The sequence below is a fragment of the Sphingomonas corticis genome (genome assembly GCF_012035195.1).
Classification (GTDB): domain Bacteria; phylum Pseudomonadota; class Alphaproteobacteria; order Sphingomonadales; family Sphingomonadaceae; genus Sphingomonas; species Sphingomonas corticis.
Genome location: NZ_JAAVJH010000001.1, coordinates 294,314 through 309,457, shown reverse-complemented (window position 1 = coordinate 309,457; position 15,144 = coordinate 294,314). Strand labels below are relative to the sequence as shown.

At 69.9% G+C, this 15,144-nt stretch carries 17 protein-coding genes and 1 tRNA gene; 6 read left to right on the top strand and 12 right to left on the bottom strand.

The genetic code is table 11. The annotated features are described in order from the left end of the window. Positions 1-142 precede the first annotated feature (142 nt). The 4 genes from dksA (at position 143) to HBH26_RS01570 (ending at position 2,075) form a co-directional block, all read left to right on the top strand. On the top strand, positions 143-607 hold the full coding sequence (gene dksA, locus HBH26_RS01585; protein WP_168132797.1) for an RNA polymerase-binding protein DksA: 465 nt from the start codon (positions 143-145) through the stop codon (positions 605-607). Between the two features lie 141 nt (positions 608-748). Beyond that, entirely contained in the window at positions 749-1,087 is a 339-nt protein-coding gene (locus HBH26_RS01580) for a PilZ domain-containing protein (RefSeq protein ID WP_338057205.1), read from the top strand. A gap of 48 nt (positions 1,088-1,135) precedes the next feature. Further along, positions 1,136-1,221, top strand: a tRNA-Leu gene (locus HBH26_RS01575). 77 nt (positions 1,222-1,298) lie between these two features. Then, positions 1,299-2,075: an SDR family oxidoreductase gene (locus tag HBH26_RS01570; protein ID WP_168132793.1), complete on the top strand. Its 777-nt coding sequence runs from the start codon at positions 1,299-1,301 to the stop codon at positions 2,073-2,075. 44 nt (positions 2,076-2,119) lie between these two features. Here HBH26_RS01570 and cdd read toward each other — a convergent pair whose 3' ends face one another. The 3 genes from cdd to HBH26_RS01555 are packed head-to-tail and all read right to left on the bottom strand — an operon-like array spanning position 2,120 to position 3,737. Next, complete coding sequence (gene cdd / locus HBH26_RS01565) at positions 2,120-2,581, bottom strand: cytidine deaminase (RefSeq protein ID WP_239024497.1); 462 nt, start codon at positions 2,579-2,581, stop codon at positions 2,120-2,122. Next, on the bottom strand, positions 2,578-3,252 hold the full coding sequence (locus tag HBH26_RS01560; RefSeq protein ID WP_168132791.1) for a GH25 family lysozyme: 675 nt from the start codon (positions 3,250-3,252) through the stop codon (positions 2,578-2,580). Before HBH26_RS01560 ends, cdd begins: the two co-directional genes overlap by 4 nt. A 2-nt stretch (positions 3,253-3,254) precedes the next feature. After that, positions 3,255-3,737, bottom strand: a complete 483-nt coding sequence (locus tag HBH26_RS01555) for a UPF0262 family protein (protein ID WP_168132789.1) — start codon at positions 3,735-3,737, stop codon at positions 3,255-3,257. A 229-nt stretch (positions 3,738-3,966) separates the two neighbouring features. On the opposite strand from HBH26_RS01555, the gene HBH26_RS01550 reads away from it, so the two are divergent. Then, the gene (locus HBH26_RS01550; protein ID WP_168132788.1) at positions 3,967-5,457 is read left to right on the top strand and encodes a replicative DNA helicase; all 1,491 of its coding nucleotides are present in this window, start codon (positions 3,967-3,969) and stop codon (positions 5,455-5,457) included. Positions 5,458-5,562: 105 nt separating this feature from the next. Here the strand turns inward: HBH26_RS01550 and HBH26_RS01545 are convergent, their stop codons facing one another. The 7 genes from HBH26_RS01545 to cobA all read right to left on the bottom strand — a co-directional run bounded on the left by HBH26_RS01545 (position 5,563) and on the right by cobA (position 11,519). After that, positions 5,563-6,990 carry a DUF4403 family protein gene (locus HBH26_RS01545; RefSeq protein WP_239024496.1) on the bottom strand — a complete coding sequence of 476 codons (1,428 nt, stop codon included), beginning with the start codon at positions 6,988-6,990 and terminating at the stop codon, positions 5,563-5,565. A 77-nt stretch (positions 6,991-7,067) separates the two neighbouring features. Continuing rightward, a complete protein-coding gene (locus HBH26_RS01540) occupies positions 7,068-7,826 on the bottom strand; it encodes a phosphoadenylyl-sulfate reductase (protein ID WP_168132785.1) in 759 nt (252 codons plus the stop codon). Next, positions 7,819-8,259: a DUF934 domain-containing protein gene (locus HBH26_RS01535; protein ID WP_168133051.1), complete on the bottom strand. Its 441-nt coding sequence runs from the start codon at positions 8,257-8,259 to the stop codon at positions 7,819-7,821. Before HBH26_RS01535 ends, HBH26_RS01540 begins: the two co-directional genes overlap by 8 nt. 1 nt (position 8,260) lies before the next feature. Then, entirely contained in the window at positions 8,261-8,665 is a 405-nt protein-coding gene (locus HBH26_RS01530) for a RidA family protein (protein WP_168132784.1), read from the bottom strand. Beyond that, positions 8,658-10,286: a nitrite/sulfite reductase gene (locus HBH26_RS01525; RefSeq protein ID WP_168132782.1), complete on the bottom strand. Its 1,629-nt coding sequence runs from the start codon at positions 10,284-10,286 to the stop codon at positions 8,658-8,660. The genes HBH26_RS01530 and HBH26_RS01525 overlap by 8 nt, the downstream gene beginning before the upstream one ends. Before the next feature lie 151 nt (positions 10,287-10,437). Next, a complete protein-coding gene (locus HBH26_RS01520; RefSeq protein ID WP_168132781.1) occupies positions 10,438-10,734 on the bottom strand; it encodes a DUF2849 domain-containing protein in 297 nt (98 codons plus the stop codon). Further along, positions 10,731-11,519, bottom strand: a complete 789-nt coding sequence (gene cobA / locus HBH26_RS01515; RefSeq protein WP_168132779.1) for a uroporphyrinogen-III C-methyltransferase — start codon at positions 11,517-11,519, stop codon at positions 10,731-10,733. The genes HBH26_RS01520 and cobA overlap by 4 nt, the downstream gene beginning before the upstream one ends. 172 nt (positions 11,520-11,691) lie before the next feature. On the opposite strand from cobA, the gene HBH26_RS01510 reads away from it, so the two are divergent. Beyond that, on the top strand, positions 11,692-13,440 hold the full coding sequence (locus HBH26_RS01510) for a DUF885 domain-containing protein (RefSeq protein ID WP_168133050.1): 1,749 nt from the start codon (positions 11,692-11,694) through the stop codon (positions 13,438-13,440). 130 nt (positions 13,441-13,570) lie between these two features. Here HBH26_RS01510 and HBH26_RS01505 read toward each other — a convergent pair whose 3' ends face one another. Then, on the bottom strand, positions 13,571-14,536 hold the full coding sequence (locus tag HBH26_RS01505; RefSeq protein WP_168132778.1) for an NAD(P)H-dependent flavin oxidoreductase: 966 nt from the start codon (positions 14,534-14,536) through the stop codon (positions 13,571-13,573). A gap of 60 nt (positions 14,537-14,596) precedes the next feature. Next, positions 14,597-15,121, bottom strand: a complete 525-nt coding sequence (locus HBH26_RS01500; RefSeq protein ID WP_168132777.1) for a gamma carbonic anhydrase family protein — start codon at positions 15,119-15,121, stop codon at positions 14,597-14,599. Positions 15,122-15,144: the final 23 nt, after the last annotated feature.

The following is a 15,144-nucleotide window of genomic DNA, read 5'->3' as shown; positions in this document are numbered from 1 at the left end:
CGCTGTGTTCGTTCAGCGCCGCGACAGCGGCGGCGTGCGAGAGGAGCGATGGTGGAGCTTGAGATAGGTCAAAGTCGCCTCTATAGGCCCCGCGGGGACGCGGCGATGCTGACGACATCCGGCGCGTGGCGGGAGTGGGTCGATGGCGACGGCGATAGATCGTATCGGTAACGGGAACAGCGGCCCGGCGGCGGCGAACGACGCCGACGAGGGCTATCGGCCCGGCGCCGACGAACCCTTCATGAACCCGCGCCAGCAGGCGTATTTCCGGCGCAAGCTGCTGGCGTGGAAGGAAGCGCTGCTGCGCGAATCGCTGGGAACGCTCTCTCAGCTGCAGATCGACTCGCTGCGGGAGGCGGACCTGACCGATCGCGCGTCAAGCGAGACCGACTGGTCGATCGAGCTGCGCACCCGCGACCGGCAGCGCAAGCTGGTCAGCAAGATCGACGCCGCGCTGCGCCGCATCGAGGAGGGCGAGTACGGCTATTGCGAGGTGACCGGCGAGCCCATCAGCCTGGGTCGGCTGGAGGCGCGACCGATCGCCACGATGACGGTCGAGGCGCAGGAGCGGCACGAGCGCAACGAGAAGGTCTCGCGCGACGATTGAGTGTCCGCGCGGCGCATCGTCCGGCCAATCGCGCCGGACCTGTCCCGGCGCGGGACGCGGTAACTTTTGGTTTACCGCATCGACGGTAGCGCATTCGCCGGGATCGAGCCGGTGGATGCGATGGAACAGATCGGAAAACGTGTGTTCGACGACGCCGAGGCGACCAGGGAAGGGCCGCGGGGGCGCGACAGCCTGTTCCTGATGGCGCGGTTGCGCGTTGACGGGATCGACGAGGAAATGTCGGTGCGCGTCCGCAACCTGTCGCCCGGCGGGCTGATGGCCGAGCTGCCGTTGCCGATCGCGCCGGAGAGCGCGGTGAAGGTGGAGGTACGCGGCATCGGCTGGGTGAAGGGCCGGGTCGCGTGGCAGACCGAGGGCCGCGCCGGCATCGCCTTCGACCGGGAGATCGATCCCCAGCGCGCGCGCAAGCCGATCGGCACCCCGCCCGCCGCTCCGTTCGGCGGCGCCAAGCCGCGCTGACGGCACTGGACGCGCCCCGCGTGCTGGTGCAAGGCACGCCGCGCGCACGCGGGTGTGGCGGAATGGTAGACGCAGCGGACTCAAAATCCGCCTCTGGCAACAGATTGTCGGTTCGAGTCCGACCACCCGTACCACAATCTAAAGCGATCGACTTGCGTCCTCGCGCCTCGCGCGCCATCCCCGTCGCAACAATCGGTGGGGAGGATGACGGATGAGCGAGTTCGCCGGCAGGAACGTGTTCGTCGCGGGCGCGTCGAGCGGGATCAACCTGGCCATCGCGCACGCCTTCGGCGCGGCGGGAGCGCGGGTGACGGTGCTGAGTCGCAGCGCGGACAAGATCGAGGCGGCGGCGGCGGGGCTGCGCGACGCGGGCGTCGACGCGCAGGGGATCGCGTGCGACGTGCGCGACTATGCCGGGCTGGAGGCCGCCTTCGCCGCGGCGCGCGAGCGTCACGGGGCGCTCGACGTGGTCGTGTCGGGGGCAGCGGGCAATTTCCTGGCGCCCGCGCTGAAGGTGAGCGCCAATGCGTTCAAGACCGTGGTCGATATCGACCTGCTCGGCACCTACAACGTGTTCCGCGCCAGCTTCGACCATCTGGTGAAGCCCGGCGCCTCGCTGATCGCGATCACCGCGGGACAGGCGGTGCACCCCATGTCGTTCCAGGTCCACGCCTGCGCCGCGAAGGCGGGCGTCAACATGGTGACGAAGTGCCTGGCACTGGAATGGGGCCCCGCCGGCGTGCGCGTGAACGCCATCTCCCCCGGCCCGATCGCCGACACCGAGGGCATGAAGCGGCTCGCCGATCCGGAGCGGGAGTCGGCGATCAAGCGGCGGCTGGCGCTGCGCGACTATGGCACGAAGGGCGACATCGCCGAGGCCGCGCTGTACCTGTCGAGCGGGGCGGCGAAATACGTGACGGGCACGATCCTGAACGTCGACGGCGGCAGCGACCTGGGCGACGCGAGCGCGGATGCGCTGAGCGCCTGAAGGGCGGCTCGCGCGCGCCTTTCAGGCGCGCTCGCGCGCGCCCTTCAGGCGATGCCGAGATCGGCGGGGCCGAAGGCGTCGGGCAGCAGCTGCGACAGGCGGTAGCTCGCCACCGCCTCGCCTTGCGCGCCCGCGCAATGCACCGCCACGTCGCGACCGCCCATCTGCGCCGCCTCGTTGATGACCTGGCGACAGCGGCCGCAGGGGCGCACCGGGTCGCTGCCGGTGGCGTGCCCCGCGGCGTCCATCGCGCCGCCGATCACGCCCACCGCCACCACCTCGGCCAGCCGGCCCTGCGCCGCCACGGTGGCGATGGCGACCGTCTCCGCGCAGAGCGACAGGCCGTAGCTCGCATTCTCCACGTTGGCGCCGGTCACGATCGTGCCGTCCGCCAGCAGCACCGCGGCGCCGACGGCGAAGCGGGAGTAGGGCGCGTGCGCGTGCCGCGCCGCCGCGCGCGCGCGCGCGACCAGCAGGGTCGCCTCGTCCATCGATGCGTCGTTCATTGCGCCGCCACGTCCCAGTTCACCGGACCCTCCACGCCGTCGATGCGGCGGATGTCGCTCGCCTGCCACATCCGCCACGGCCGGGCGGCATAGGCGGGGCGCAGGAAATTGCCGCCGAGCCACAGGTTTCGCTTCAGCGCCTCGCTGAGGCGATAGTCGTCCTCCACGTCGGCGGCGAGCTTCAGCAGCACGGGCGCGCCGGTGTGCGCCTCGATCCGCTTCGCCGCCTCGGCCACCTCCGCCACCAGCGCGGCGCGGGGCGGGCGGGCGGCGCACGCCTCGTCATAGTGCAGGTCGATCGCGGCAGGCAGTGCGCCGGGCGTGACCGGGACGACGGTGTTGAACGCGTCCGCCTGGTCCGCGCCCGGCTGGCAGAGCGAGAAGACGTGGATCGCACCGCGGCGGACGCCGGCGGCGGCCATCGCGTCCCAATGCTGCTGGAACAGGCGATCGCGCACGTTGTGGCCGCGCGTCGCGACCGCATAGCCGAAATCGACGCCGGCACCCTTGGCCACCGACCATTCGACCGCCCCGTTCCCCTCCGACACGTCGATGCCCTGCACCGGGTAGCGCTCGATCGACGGGTGCCAGCGTACCGCGAGCCGCCAGCCCGCCACGGCGGCGAGCGCCAGCGCGGCCAGGATCAGGACGAGGCGACCGGCACCGTACATGCTCACGCCTTGATGTGGAGGACGCAGATGAGCGTGAACAGGCGCCGCGCCGTGTCGAAATCGACCTCGATCTTGCCTGCCAGCCGCTCGCGCAGCAGCTCCGCCGCCTCGTTGTGGACGCCGCGGCGCGCCATGTCGACGGTCTCGATCTGCTGCGGCGTGGCCTGGCGGATCGCCTGGTAATAGCTGTCGCAGATCGCGAAATAGTCGCGGATCGGGCGGCGGAAGCGGGCGAGACCGAGGATCAGCGTCTCCAGCGGCGTGCCGTCCTCCCGCGCGATGTGGATGCCCAGCCGTCCTTCCTCCACCGACAGGCGGACGCGGTACGGTCCGGCATAGCCGTCGGGATGCTGGCGTTGCGGCGCGAAGCGATTGTCCTCGACCAGGTCGAAGATCGCGATCCGCCGCTCCTGCTCGATATCGGCGGAGCGCCACAGGATGGTGCGCTCGTCCAGTTCGATGTCGATGATCCGCGGATCGGCCATGATCGTGTCGATAGAGACGGTTTTCTTGTTCGTCACCCCTGCGAAGGCCGGTGTCCCTGGCTGACGGATCGTGGCGTACCGACAGCCACGATGATGTGGCGCGTGCGGGGACTGTCTCGCCCGACGCACCAGTAATCGGCCCATGCCTGTGCAGGGCCGACGGATTTGCCCGTCATCCACAGGCTCGGTCATTCCGCTATCTGCGCCTGTCGGCTATTGCGGGTCGATCATGGCGACTCTGCTTTTCCCGCAACCGGCTCCGGCCGAACCCGTCCAACTGCCTGCCAACGTCGAGGCGGAAGCGGCGATGCTGGGGGCGATGATGATCGACAATCGCCTGGCCGACGACATCGTCGACCGGCTGGAGCCCGCGCACTTCTTCGAGCCGGTCCACGGCCGCGTCTTCGCCGCGATCAAGACGCTGCGCGGCAAGGATATGCTCGCCTCCCCCGTCACGCTGCGCCCGATGTTCGAGGCGGATGAGGGGATGCGCGAGCTGGGCGGGCCGGCCTATCTGGCGCAGCTGACCGGATCGGGCGCCGGGCTGATCGGCGCGCGCCAGTTCGCGCAGCAGATCTACGACCTCGCCATGCTGCGCGCGCTCGTCACCGTCGGCCGCACGCTGGTCGATCGCGCGATGGACACCAGCGAGGAGGTGAACCCGCGCGCGCAGATCGAGGCGGCGGAGGAGGAGCTGTTCAAGGTCTCCGCCGACGGGCAGACGGAGAATGCGGTCAAAAGCTTCGCCCAGGCCAGCACCATGGCGGTCGCGATGGCGGAGAAGGCGCTGAACTGGGGCGGGAACCTGTCGGGCGTCACGACGGGCCTCGACAGCGTCAACGCGAAGATCGGCGGCCTGCACCATTCCGACCTCATGATCCTGGCCGGGCGTCCCGGCATGGGCAAGACGTCGCTGGCGACGAACATCGCCTTCAACGCGGCGCAGCGCTGGATGCATGACATGCGCGACGGCATCCCGCCGGCCAAGTCGGTGGGCGCGAAAGTGGCCTTCTTCAGCCTGGAGATGAGCGCCGACCAGCTGGCCACGCGTATTCTGGCCGAACAGTCGCGGATCAGCTCCGAGGCGCTGCGCATGGGCAAGATCAGCAAGACCGAATTCGAGCAGCTGGCCACCGCCGCCGCGGAACTGGAGAACCTGCCGCTGTTCATCGACGACACCGGCGGCCTCAGCATCGGCGCGCTGCACACCCGCGTGCGGCGCCTGCAACGCCGCCACAACAACGAGATCGGGCTGGTCGTGGTCGACTACCTCCAGCTTTTGTCCGGATCGGGCAAGTCGAGCGACGGCAATCGCGTGCAGGAAATCTCGGAGATCAGCCGCGGGCTGAAGACGCTGGCCAAGGACCTGAACGTTCCCGTCCTGGCGCTGTCGCAGCTCTCCCGCGCGGTGGAGCAGCGCGAGGACAAGCGCCCGCAGCTGTCGGACCTGCGCGAATCGGGATCGATCGAGCAGGACGCGGACATGGTATGGTTCGTCTATCGCGAGGATTATTACGTCGCCGCCAAGGAGCCGAAGCGGCCGAGCGAGGGCGACAACACGAAGATCTTCGAGGACCACGCCGCCTGGGCCGCGGACATGGAGCGCGTCTACGGCCTCGCCGAGCTGATCGTCGCCAAGCAGCGCCACGGCGCGACGGGCAAGGTGACGCTGAAGTTCGATCCGACGATCACGCGCTTCAGCGATTATGCGGGCTATTGAGGCGGCCCGCCCCCGTTCGGCCTGAGCGACGTCGAAGGCCATGCGAGACGGTGGCTGCGCTTCGACTTCGCTCAGCACGAACGGCGGGCGGCCTGCGCCGTGGCCTTACCGCGGCCGATACTCGATCCGCGCCTTGCCCTCCGCGCGCACCGGCAGGAACAGGCCGTCGGCCGTCGCCTGGATCCGGCCGTTGGTGACTCGGGTGACGGTGGCGGAGAGGAGGAAGTCGCCCTCGCGCCGCGCCTCGATCGCGGCCTTCGCCTTGGCCAGCAGCTTGGCATAATCGCCGGAGAAGTCGTGTGTCAGTGCCTGCTCGACGCCGGTGCGGACCGCCGCATTCTCGAACAGGGCGACCAGCAGGTTCACCACCGCCGAGTCGGTGCGCGTGGCGAAGCGGACGTCGCGGGCACGGACGAGCTGCGATCCCTCCTCGTTCCACGGCACTGCGGTCAGCCAGATCTCGCCCTTCGTCGCGCCGAGCGACCCCGACCGCGCCTTCACCTTCGCCTTCACGCCCACGGCCAGGCGATTGCCCTGGGTGGCGTAGATCGTGACCTTGCCGAATTCCGCGTCGACCGGCCCCACGCCGGTCAGCGTGATGCCTTTCGCCGCCAGCTCCTTCAGCTCGCGTTCCACTACCGGCTCCAGCTGCCGATAGTCGGCGAGGACGGGAATGAAGAAGCGCAGCCCCGGCGTACCCGTCACCGCAGAGGGTGGGGGGAGCGGCGTGGCTGCGACATCCGCCGGCCGGTCGCCGACGAACGTCTGCGTCAGCGCCCCCGCCGACAGCGTCAGCCGCAGCGTGCGGCCGTCGACGCGGTAGCCCCCATAGCCCACCTGCTGCGGCGCGATGCGCATCCAGGCGGGTGGATTGCGCTTGCTGATCGAGAAGGTCGTGAACGCCTGCCGCCACGCCCGGTCGAGCTGCTTCCTCAGCTCCACCCGAGCGACCTCGCGCGGCAGGTCGCGCTCCAGCTTGGCGACGATGCCGCGCAGCTTCTCCTCGGCCTGACGCGTGAAGGTGACGCGCTGGCCCAGGATGTCGAGCCCCGGCTCGCGCCGCCACGCGTAGCGGATGTCGAGCGCCGCGCGCGGCTGCCAGTCGCCCGCGATGCGCAACCGGGTGTCGGCGCGCACCATGGCGGCGCCCGTGGCGGTCTCTCCGGCCACCCCGCCCAGGTCGCGGATGCTGACGCGCGCGTCGACCGGCATCTCGATCGTCAGCCGCTCGCCTGCGCCGGCGAGCCGGATGCGCCCGCGCCGCGCCTCGCCGACGATGCGACAGCCGAGGTCCGGCGTCACCTTCACGCCCGCCACCTTGCGCCCCGCCACGCATGCGTCGCGATGCTCGTCGATGCGCCACAGCACGCGCGGCGTCTCGCGCTCCAGCCCGCGTTCCACTGCGTCCAGCGAGGCGAGGATCGGCACCGTCAGCGTGGATCGCTCCTCGGGCAGGTCGACGTGCCCCGTCGCGCGCGGCGGCGCGGGATTGCCGGCGTCGCGCTGACAGGCGGACAGCAAGATCAGCGGCAACAGAGGGAGGGCGCGGAACATGATCTACCGCAAACGCCGAGCGGGCCGTTTCGGTTGCGCAACCTTCGCGGGGGAACCTAGAAGGCGCGTTCCTCGCCCGGCGTTTCCGGTACGTGGATGCCGCATTCCACCTTGTCCCAGCCGCGCCAGCGCCCCGCGCGCGGGTCCTCGCCGGGCCGCACCTTGCTGGTGCAGGGGGCGCAGCCGATCGAGAGATAGCCCTGCGCCTCCAGCGGATGGCGCGGCAGGTCGTGCTCGGAGAAGTAGGCGTCGAGCCGCGCCTTGTCCCAGTCGGCGAGCGGGTTCAGCTTCAATCGCCCCTCGTCGATCTCGAAGCGGGGCAGGGCGGTGCGGCTCTTCGCCTGGAAGCCCTTGCGGCCGGAGATCCAGGCATCGAACGGCGCCAGCGCGCGCCGCAGCGGCTCTACCTTGCGCAGGTCGCAGCAGCCGTCGGGATCGTAGGACCAGCGCAGCCCCTTGTCGTCCTTCAGGCGCAGCAGCCGGGGATCGGGCCGGAACACGCGCAGGTCGGTGAAGCCCAGCCGCTCGGCCAGTTCGTCGCGATAGGCCAGCGTCTCGCCGAACATCTTCTGCGTGTTCGTGAAGATGACGGGCACGTCGCGATCGACCTCCGCGATCATGTGCAGCAGCACCGCCGATTCCGCCCCGAAGGAGGATACCGCCGCCACCCGCCCGCGCAGCTCGCCGGTCAGCAGCGCGCGCAGCATCTCCTGCGTCGTCACGCCGGCGAAGCGCGCCTCCAGCGCCGCCGCATCTGCCGCGGTGAAGGCGGGGCGGACGTCGATCTGGTCGAGCGCGCGGGCCGGCTCAGCCATGACGCAGCTTCCACACCGGCACCGCCGCGTCGGCCGCGCGCTGGTAATGATGGTCGTAGCGGGCGAGCGCGCGGTCCAGCGCCGCGGGGTCCACCGGCGCCTCGGGCGCGAAGCTGTCGAAGCCGCAGCGACGCATGAACGGGATCTGGTCGACCAGCACGTCGCCCGCGGCGCGCAGCTCTCCGGCATAGCCTGCCTCGCGCAGGATGCGCGCCGCGGAATAGCCGCGGCCGTCGCGGAAGGTGGGGAAGCTCACCTCCACCAGCGCCACGCGGTCGAGCCGGCCGAGCAGCTGGCGCACGTCATCGCCCGCCTCCAGCCGGACGGCGCCCGCGTTGGTCTGCCCGGCGACGAAGGAGTCCAGCGTTACGGCCGGCTCGTCGTGCGCCTCGTCGTCGCGGAAACGAAGAAGCTTGTCCGTATCGCCGGCCATGTCAGCCACCGTTCGTCTCCCGCAACGTTGCCACCACCTTGATCTCGAACAGAAAGCCGGACAGCCAGGTGACTCCGATCGCGGTCAGCGCGGGCGGCGCCTTGCCGTTCCACAGGTCGGGCAGCAACCGGATGGCCAGGGGAAAGGCCTCGTCCGGCACCGTGGACATCAACGTCGCGTCGACCACGTCGTCGAAGGTGAGCCCTGCCGCATCGAGGATGCCGCGCAGGTTGTCGAACGCGAGCCGCACCTGCGCCTCCAGCTCCGGCTCGGGCGATCCGTCCTCGCGTGCGCCCACCTGTCCCGACACGAAGAGCAGCCCGCCGGCGCGCACGGCAGGGGAATAGCCGTGCGCGGCATACAGGGCGTGCGGCCGCGCGGGCGTCACGATGTCGCGGTCAGCCATAGATCGCCTCCTTGAACGGCTCCATGCCGACGCGGCGGTAGGTGTCGACGAAGCGCTCGGCGCCCTCGCGAACCTCGAGATACTTGTCCGTCACGCGCTCGATCGCGTCGACGACGCCGTCCTCGGAGAAGCCGGGTCCGGTGATCTTGCCGAGGCTGACATCCTCCGCGCCCGATCCGCCGAGCAGGAGCTGGTAGTTCTCCGTCCCCTTACGATCCACGCCGAGGATGCCGATGTGCCCGGCGTGGTGATGGCCGCAGGCGTTGATGCAGCCGCTGATCTTCAGCTTCAGCTCGCCCAGCTCCCGCTGCCGCGCGGGATCGGCGAAACGCTGCGCGATCTTCTGCGCGACCGGGATCGAGCGCGCGTTGGCGAGGCTGCAATAGTCGAGCCCGGGGCAGGCGATGATGTCGCTGACGAGATCGAGATTCGCCTCCGCCAGGCCGGCGTCGGCCAGCGTTTGCCACACGGCGTACAGGTCGCCCTGGCGGACGTGCGGCAGGACGATGTTCTGCGCGTGGGTGACGCGCAGTTCGTCGTGGCTGTACCGCTCGGCGAGCTCGGCCATGACGTCGATCTGATCGGCCGAGGCGTCGCCGGGGATGCCGCCGATGGGTTTGAGCGAGATGTTGACGATGGCGTGGCCCCGCGCCTTGTGCGGCTTGACGTTCCGGTCGAGCCAGATCGCGAAATCGGGATCCGACCGGTCGGGCGCGGCGCCGCCGTCGTTTAGCGCGGGCGGCGCGAACATCGCGGTGATCCGCGCCAGTTCGGCGGCGGGCGGATCGATGCCGAGCTGCTTGACGAGCGCGAATTCCTCCTCGACCTGGCGGCGATACTCGTCCGCGCCGATCTCGTGGACCAGGATCTTGATGCGCGCCTTGTAGATGTTGTCGCGGCGGCCGTAGCGGTTGTAGACGCGCAAGGCGGCTTCGAGATAGCTCATCAGGTCGTCGGCGGGCACGAAGTCGCGGATCAGCGGGGCGATCATCGGCGTGCGGCCCATGCCGCCGCCGACGTACACCTCCGCGCCCAGCACGCCGTCCCGCTCGACGAGGCGAAGGCCAATGTCGTGGAGGCGCATCGCGGCGCGATCCTCGTCCGCGGCGATCACCGCGATCTTGAACTTGCGCGGCAGGTAGCTGAATTCGGGGTGGAAGGTGCTCCACTGCCGGATCAGCTCCGCCCACGGCCGCGGGTCCGCCACCTCGTCAGCGGCAGCGCCGGCGTACTGGTCGCTGCTGATGTTGCGGATGCAATTGCCGCTGGTCTGGATGGCGTGCATCTCCACCGTCGCGAGCTCGGCGAGGATGTCGGGCGCTTCGGCCAGCTTGATCCAATTGTACTGGATGTTCTGCCGCGTGGTGAAATGGCCGTAGCCGCGGTCGTATTTGCGCGCGATGTGCGCCAGCATCCGCATCTGCCGCCCGTCCAGCGTGCCATAGGGCACCGCCACGCGCAGCATGTACGCATGCAGCTGCAGGTAGAGGCCGTTCATCAGCCGCAGCGGCTTGAACTGGTCCTCGCTGATCTCCCCCGACAGGCGGCGCTGCACCTGGTCGCGGAACTCCTCGACGCGGGCGTCGACGATGGACTGGTCGTATTCGTCGTAGCGGTACATGATGCTTCCTATATCCTCCCCGGTACGGGGAGGGGGACCGTCCGCAGGACGGTGGCGGGGGGGGGCGGCAGGAGGTGCGCTCGCGGTGCTCCCCCTCCACCACCCGGCTGCGCCGGGCGGTCCCCCTCCCCGTGCCGGGGAGGATAAAGGCTCATATCACCCAACTCCCCGCCGCCGGGTCCGCGGGCTTCAGCGTGAGGTCCGGCCGCACGGTGGGGCCGAGCGCGCGGATGCGGTCCTTGATGTGCGCGGGACGGGGGCCGTCGGCCGTCACCGTCGCTTCGATCACGTAGGGGCCGTTGACGCGGCGGGCGGCTTCCTCCTCGCGCGCGATCGCCTCGGCGTGGGCACCGGCGTCCACTGCCTCCTCGATGTGACGCGACCAGCCTTGGCCGGTCCACCACGTCACGTCGCCGGTGGCAAGATCGTTGCCGGTCACGATCCTCATGCCATCGTCTCCGCGACTCTGGCATAGGAGGCCAGCTTATCCTCGGCATCGGACAGGTCGACCACCTCGCCCACGACGATGATCGCCGGGCTGCACACGTCCTCGCGCGCGACCATCGCGCCGAGATCGGCGAGCAGCGTCCGGAGCGCGCGGTGGCCGGGGCAGGTGCCCTTCTCCAGCACCGCCACCGGCATGTCGGGCGCGACGCCGTCCGCCATCAGCTTGTCGGCGATCGCCTCCGCGGTGGCGACGCCCATGTAGATCACCAGCGTGCGTCCGCGGCCGGCGAGGCCCGACCAGTCCTGCTCGCTCAATCCCTTGCACTGGCCGGCGACGAAGCTGACCGCGCTCGAATGGTCGCGATGCGTCAGCGGCAGCATCGCCTCCGCCGCGCAGCCGAGCGCCGCGGAGACGCCGGGGATCACCTCGACCGGCAGCCCGGCGGCGCGCACCGCCTCCACTTCCTCGCCGCCGCGACCGAAGATGAACGGGTCGCCGCCCTTCAGCCGCACCACGCGCGCGCCCGTCTTCACGTGCGCGACGATCAGCGCGTTGATCGCCTCCTGCGGCAGCGTGTGGCGCGCGCGGCGCTTCGCGACGGAGATGCGCACCGCGTCGGCGGGCGCGAGATCCAGCACGCGATCGTCGATCAGCCCGTCGTGGACGACGACATCGGCGGAGGCCAGCGCCTCCACCGCGCGGACGGTGAGCAGGCCGGGATCGCCCGGACCCGCGCCGACGAGGATGACGCGGCCGCGCGCGTCGGGATCGAGAAGGGTCGCCATGATGCGGCCGAAATGGGCCGCGACGAGAAGCGGTGCAATCCAGCGATGCTTGGCTTTGGCTTAGCTGCGCTTTGCGGCTAGGCCGGGCGCACGCCTCACGCGCACGCCCCATCGGAGATTCGCCACCTTGCGCCTCATCGCCCTGCTGCTCGCCGCCGCTTCCGTCCCCGCCATGGCGCAGACCGCGCCGCCCGCCAGCCAGGGGGCGAGCGCGGAGGATGCCAGGCTGCGCCGGCTATTCCACGACAGCGACGAGGCCGGGCTGCGGTTGTCGCCGATCGGCGCGCTGTTCCGCGGCGACCTGCGCTACGCGGACCGCATCGGCGACTTCTACACCGACGCATTCGAGCAGCAGCGCCGCGCGAACCTGGAGCAGGATCTCGCCGCGCTGCGCACGATCGACCGCGCGAAGCTGTCGCGCGTCGACGCGATCGCCTACGACGTGTTCCGCGCCGGCGTGCAAACGGACCTGCGCGGCTTCGCGCCAGGATACATGAAGCTTGATCGGGCGATGCCGATCACGCATTTCTCCGGCATGCAGACCTTCTATCCCGACGTGGCGAGCGGGAAGGGCGCCGCGCCGTTCAAGACGGTCGCCGACTATGAGAACAACCTGAAGCGCAACGCGCAATATGCCGCTACGCTGGACCGCATCGTGGCGCGCTTCCGCGAGGGCCTGGCGAACGGGATCACCGAGCCGAAGCTGGTGGTGCGCAACATGATCGGCCAGTTCGACGCGCTGATCGCCGAGGGGGTGGAGGGGTCGACCTTCACCGCGCCGGTGAAGACCTTCCCTGCGACCGTGCCGCCGGCGGACCAGGCGCGGCTGCGTGCCGCCTATGCCGCGCAGGTGCGCGACGTCATCACCCCCGCGCACGCGCGCATCCGCAACTTCCTGCGCGACACCTATCTGCCCAAGGCGCGCGACACGGTGGGCCTGTCGGCGCTGCCGGGCGGGGCGGCCTATTACGACTATCTGATCGAGGCTCAGACCACGCTGCCGCAGAAGGCTGAGGACGTGCACCGGCTGGGCCTGTCCGAAGTGGCGCGCATCCTGGGCGAGATGGAGAAGCAGAAGGCCGCGGTCGGCTTCAAGGGCGACCTCTCCGCCTTCTTCACCTACCTGCGCACCGAGCCGCTTTTCCAGCCGAAGACGAAGGAGCAGGTGCGCGAGGACTACGAGGCGATCGGCCGCCGCGTGGCGCAGCGCATTCCCGAGCAGTTCGCGCTGGTGCCGCGCGCCACGCTGGAGATCCGCCCCGTCCCCGCCTTCCGCGAGAAGGGCGACGCCGCCGGTTCGTACCAACAGGGCACGCCCGACGGGGCGCGGCCCGGCATCTTCTTCTACAACACCTACGACCTGAAGAACCGCTACACCTGGGGCGAGGAGACGCTGTACCTGCACGAGGCGGTGCCGGGGCATCACTTCCAGATCAGCCTGGCGCAGGAGAACGAGGCGCTGCCCGCGTTCATGCGCTTCGGCGGGAACACCGCCTATGTCGAAGGGTGGGCGCTCTACGCCGAGACGTTGTGGAAGGAACTGGGCGTCGAGAGCGATCCCTATCAGCGGATGGGCGGCCTCAACGACGAGATGCTGCGCGCGATGCGGCTGGTGGTCGACACCGGTCTTCATGCGAAGGGTTGGACGCGCGACCAGGCGATCAAGTACATGACCGACAACTCGCCGATGCCGTTCAGCGACGCCACGGCGGAGGTGGAGCGCTATATCGCTAACCCGGCGCAGGCGCTGTCGTACAAGACCGGCGCGCTGACGATCCAGCGGCTGAAGAAGAAGGCGCAGGGGGCGCTCGGCGCGAAATTCGACCCGCGGGCCTTCCACGCCGCGGTGCTGGACACGGGCGCGCTGCCGATGACGGTGCTGGAGAAGAAGATCGACGACTGGATCGCGGGGGCGAAGTGAGACCACTTCCGTTCGTCCTGAGGAGGGGCTGAGCGAAGTCGAAGACCCATCTCGAAGGACATGCGCCGGCGGCTGTCCTTCGAGACGCCATTTCGACTGCGCTCAACGGCTCGTCAGGACGAATGGAGCGCTACATGGCAAGTCGCGCCTTCGCCGCGCGATACTCGCGCTCCAGCCGGTCGACCCGAGCCGCGACCGGTTCCACCTCGCTGACCGCGCCGATGCCCTGGCCCGATCCCCAGATGTCGCGCCACGCCTTCGCCTTGGGCTGGTCGTTGCCCCCGGTGCCGAAATCCATCGTCTTCAGATTGCCTTCCGGCAGATTGTCCGGATCCAGCCCCGCGGCGACGATCGAGCCGCGCAGATAGTTGCCGTGGACGCCGGTGAACAGGTTCGAGTAGACGATGTCGGACGCGCGCCCCTCGACGATGCCCTGCTTGTAGCGCTCGTCGGCGTTCGCCTCGTCGGTGGCGATGAAGGGGGAGCCGATATAGGCGAAGTCCGCGCCCATCGCCTGCGCCGCCAGCACCGCATCGCCGGTCGCGATCGAGCCGGACAAGGCGAGGGGGCCGTCGAACCACTGCCGGATCTCGCTCACCAGCGCGAAGGGGGAAAGGCGGCCGGCGTGACCGCCCGCACCGGCGGCGACCGCGATCAGCCCGTCGGCGCCCTTCTCCACCGCCTTGCGCGCGAAGCGGTCGTCGATGATGTCGTGCAGCGTGATGCCGCCCCAGCCGTGGACGGCCTGGTTCAGTTCCTCCCGCGCACCCAGCGAGGTGATCGTGATCGGGACCTGCCACTTCTCGCAAATGGCGAGGTCGCCCTCGAGCCGGTCGTTCGACTTGTGCACGATCTGGTTCACGGCGAACGGCGCAGCGGGACGATCGGGATGCGCGCGGTTGTGCGCGGCCAGTTCCTCGGTGATGCGGTGCAGCCACTCGTCAAGCAGCGACTGCGGCCGGGCGTTGAGCGCGGGGAAGGAGCCGACGATCCCGGCCTTGCACTGCGCGATGACCAGATCGGGACCGGAGATGATGAACAGCGGCGAGCCGATGATCGGCAGGCGAAGGCGGGAGAGGATCGACGGAACGGACATGAATCAAGTTATGCAGGGTGGAGCGGCGCTGTCCAGCCTGCGCGGCCGCGCGGCAAGGCCTTACTCCACCCGCTCCAGCGTCGCCGCGGCATCGCGGGCGTTCTGCACGTAATGCGCGGCGGAGAGCTTCAGGCCGGCGGTCGCGCGCTCGTCCAGCTGTTTCACCGCGCGCGCCGGCGCGCCGACGATCAGGCTGCCGGGCGGGAAGCTCTTCCCCTCCGTCACCAGCGCGTTGGCGCCGACGATGCAGTCGTCGGCGATCGTCGCCCCGTTCAGCACGGTCGCGCCCATGCCGATCAGCACCCGGTCACCGATCGTGCAGCCGTGCAGGATGGCATGGTGGCCGATCGTGCAATCCTCGCCGATCGACAGCGGCGCATGCGGATCGGAGTGGAGCATCGCGCCCTCCTGCACGTTGCTGCGCGCGCCGATCGGGATGCGCGTATTGTCGCCGCGGATCACCGCGCCGAACCAGACGCTGACGTCCTCGGCCAGCACCACGTCGCCGATCACGTCCGCGCTGGGCGCCACCCAGGCGGTGTCGTGGCGGGTCGGGCGTTGCCCGCGAAAGGCGTAGAGCGGCATCCTCGTCCTCCTGTGACCATGTC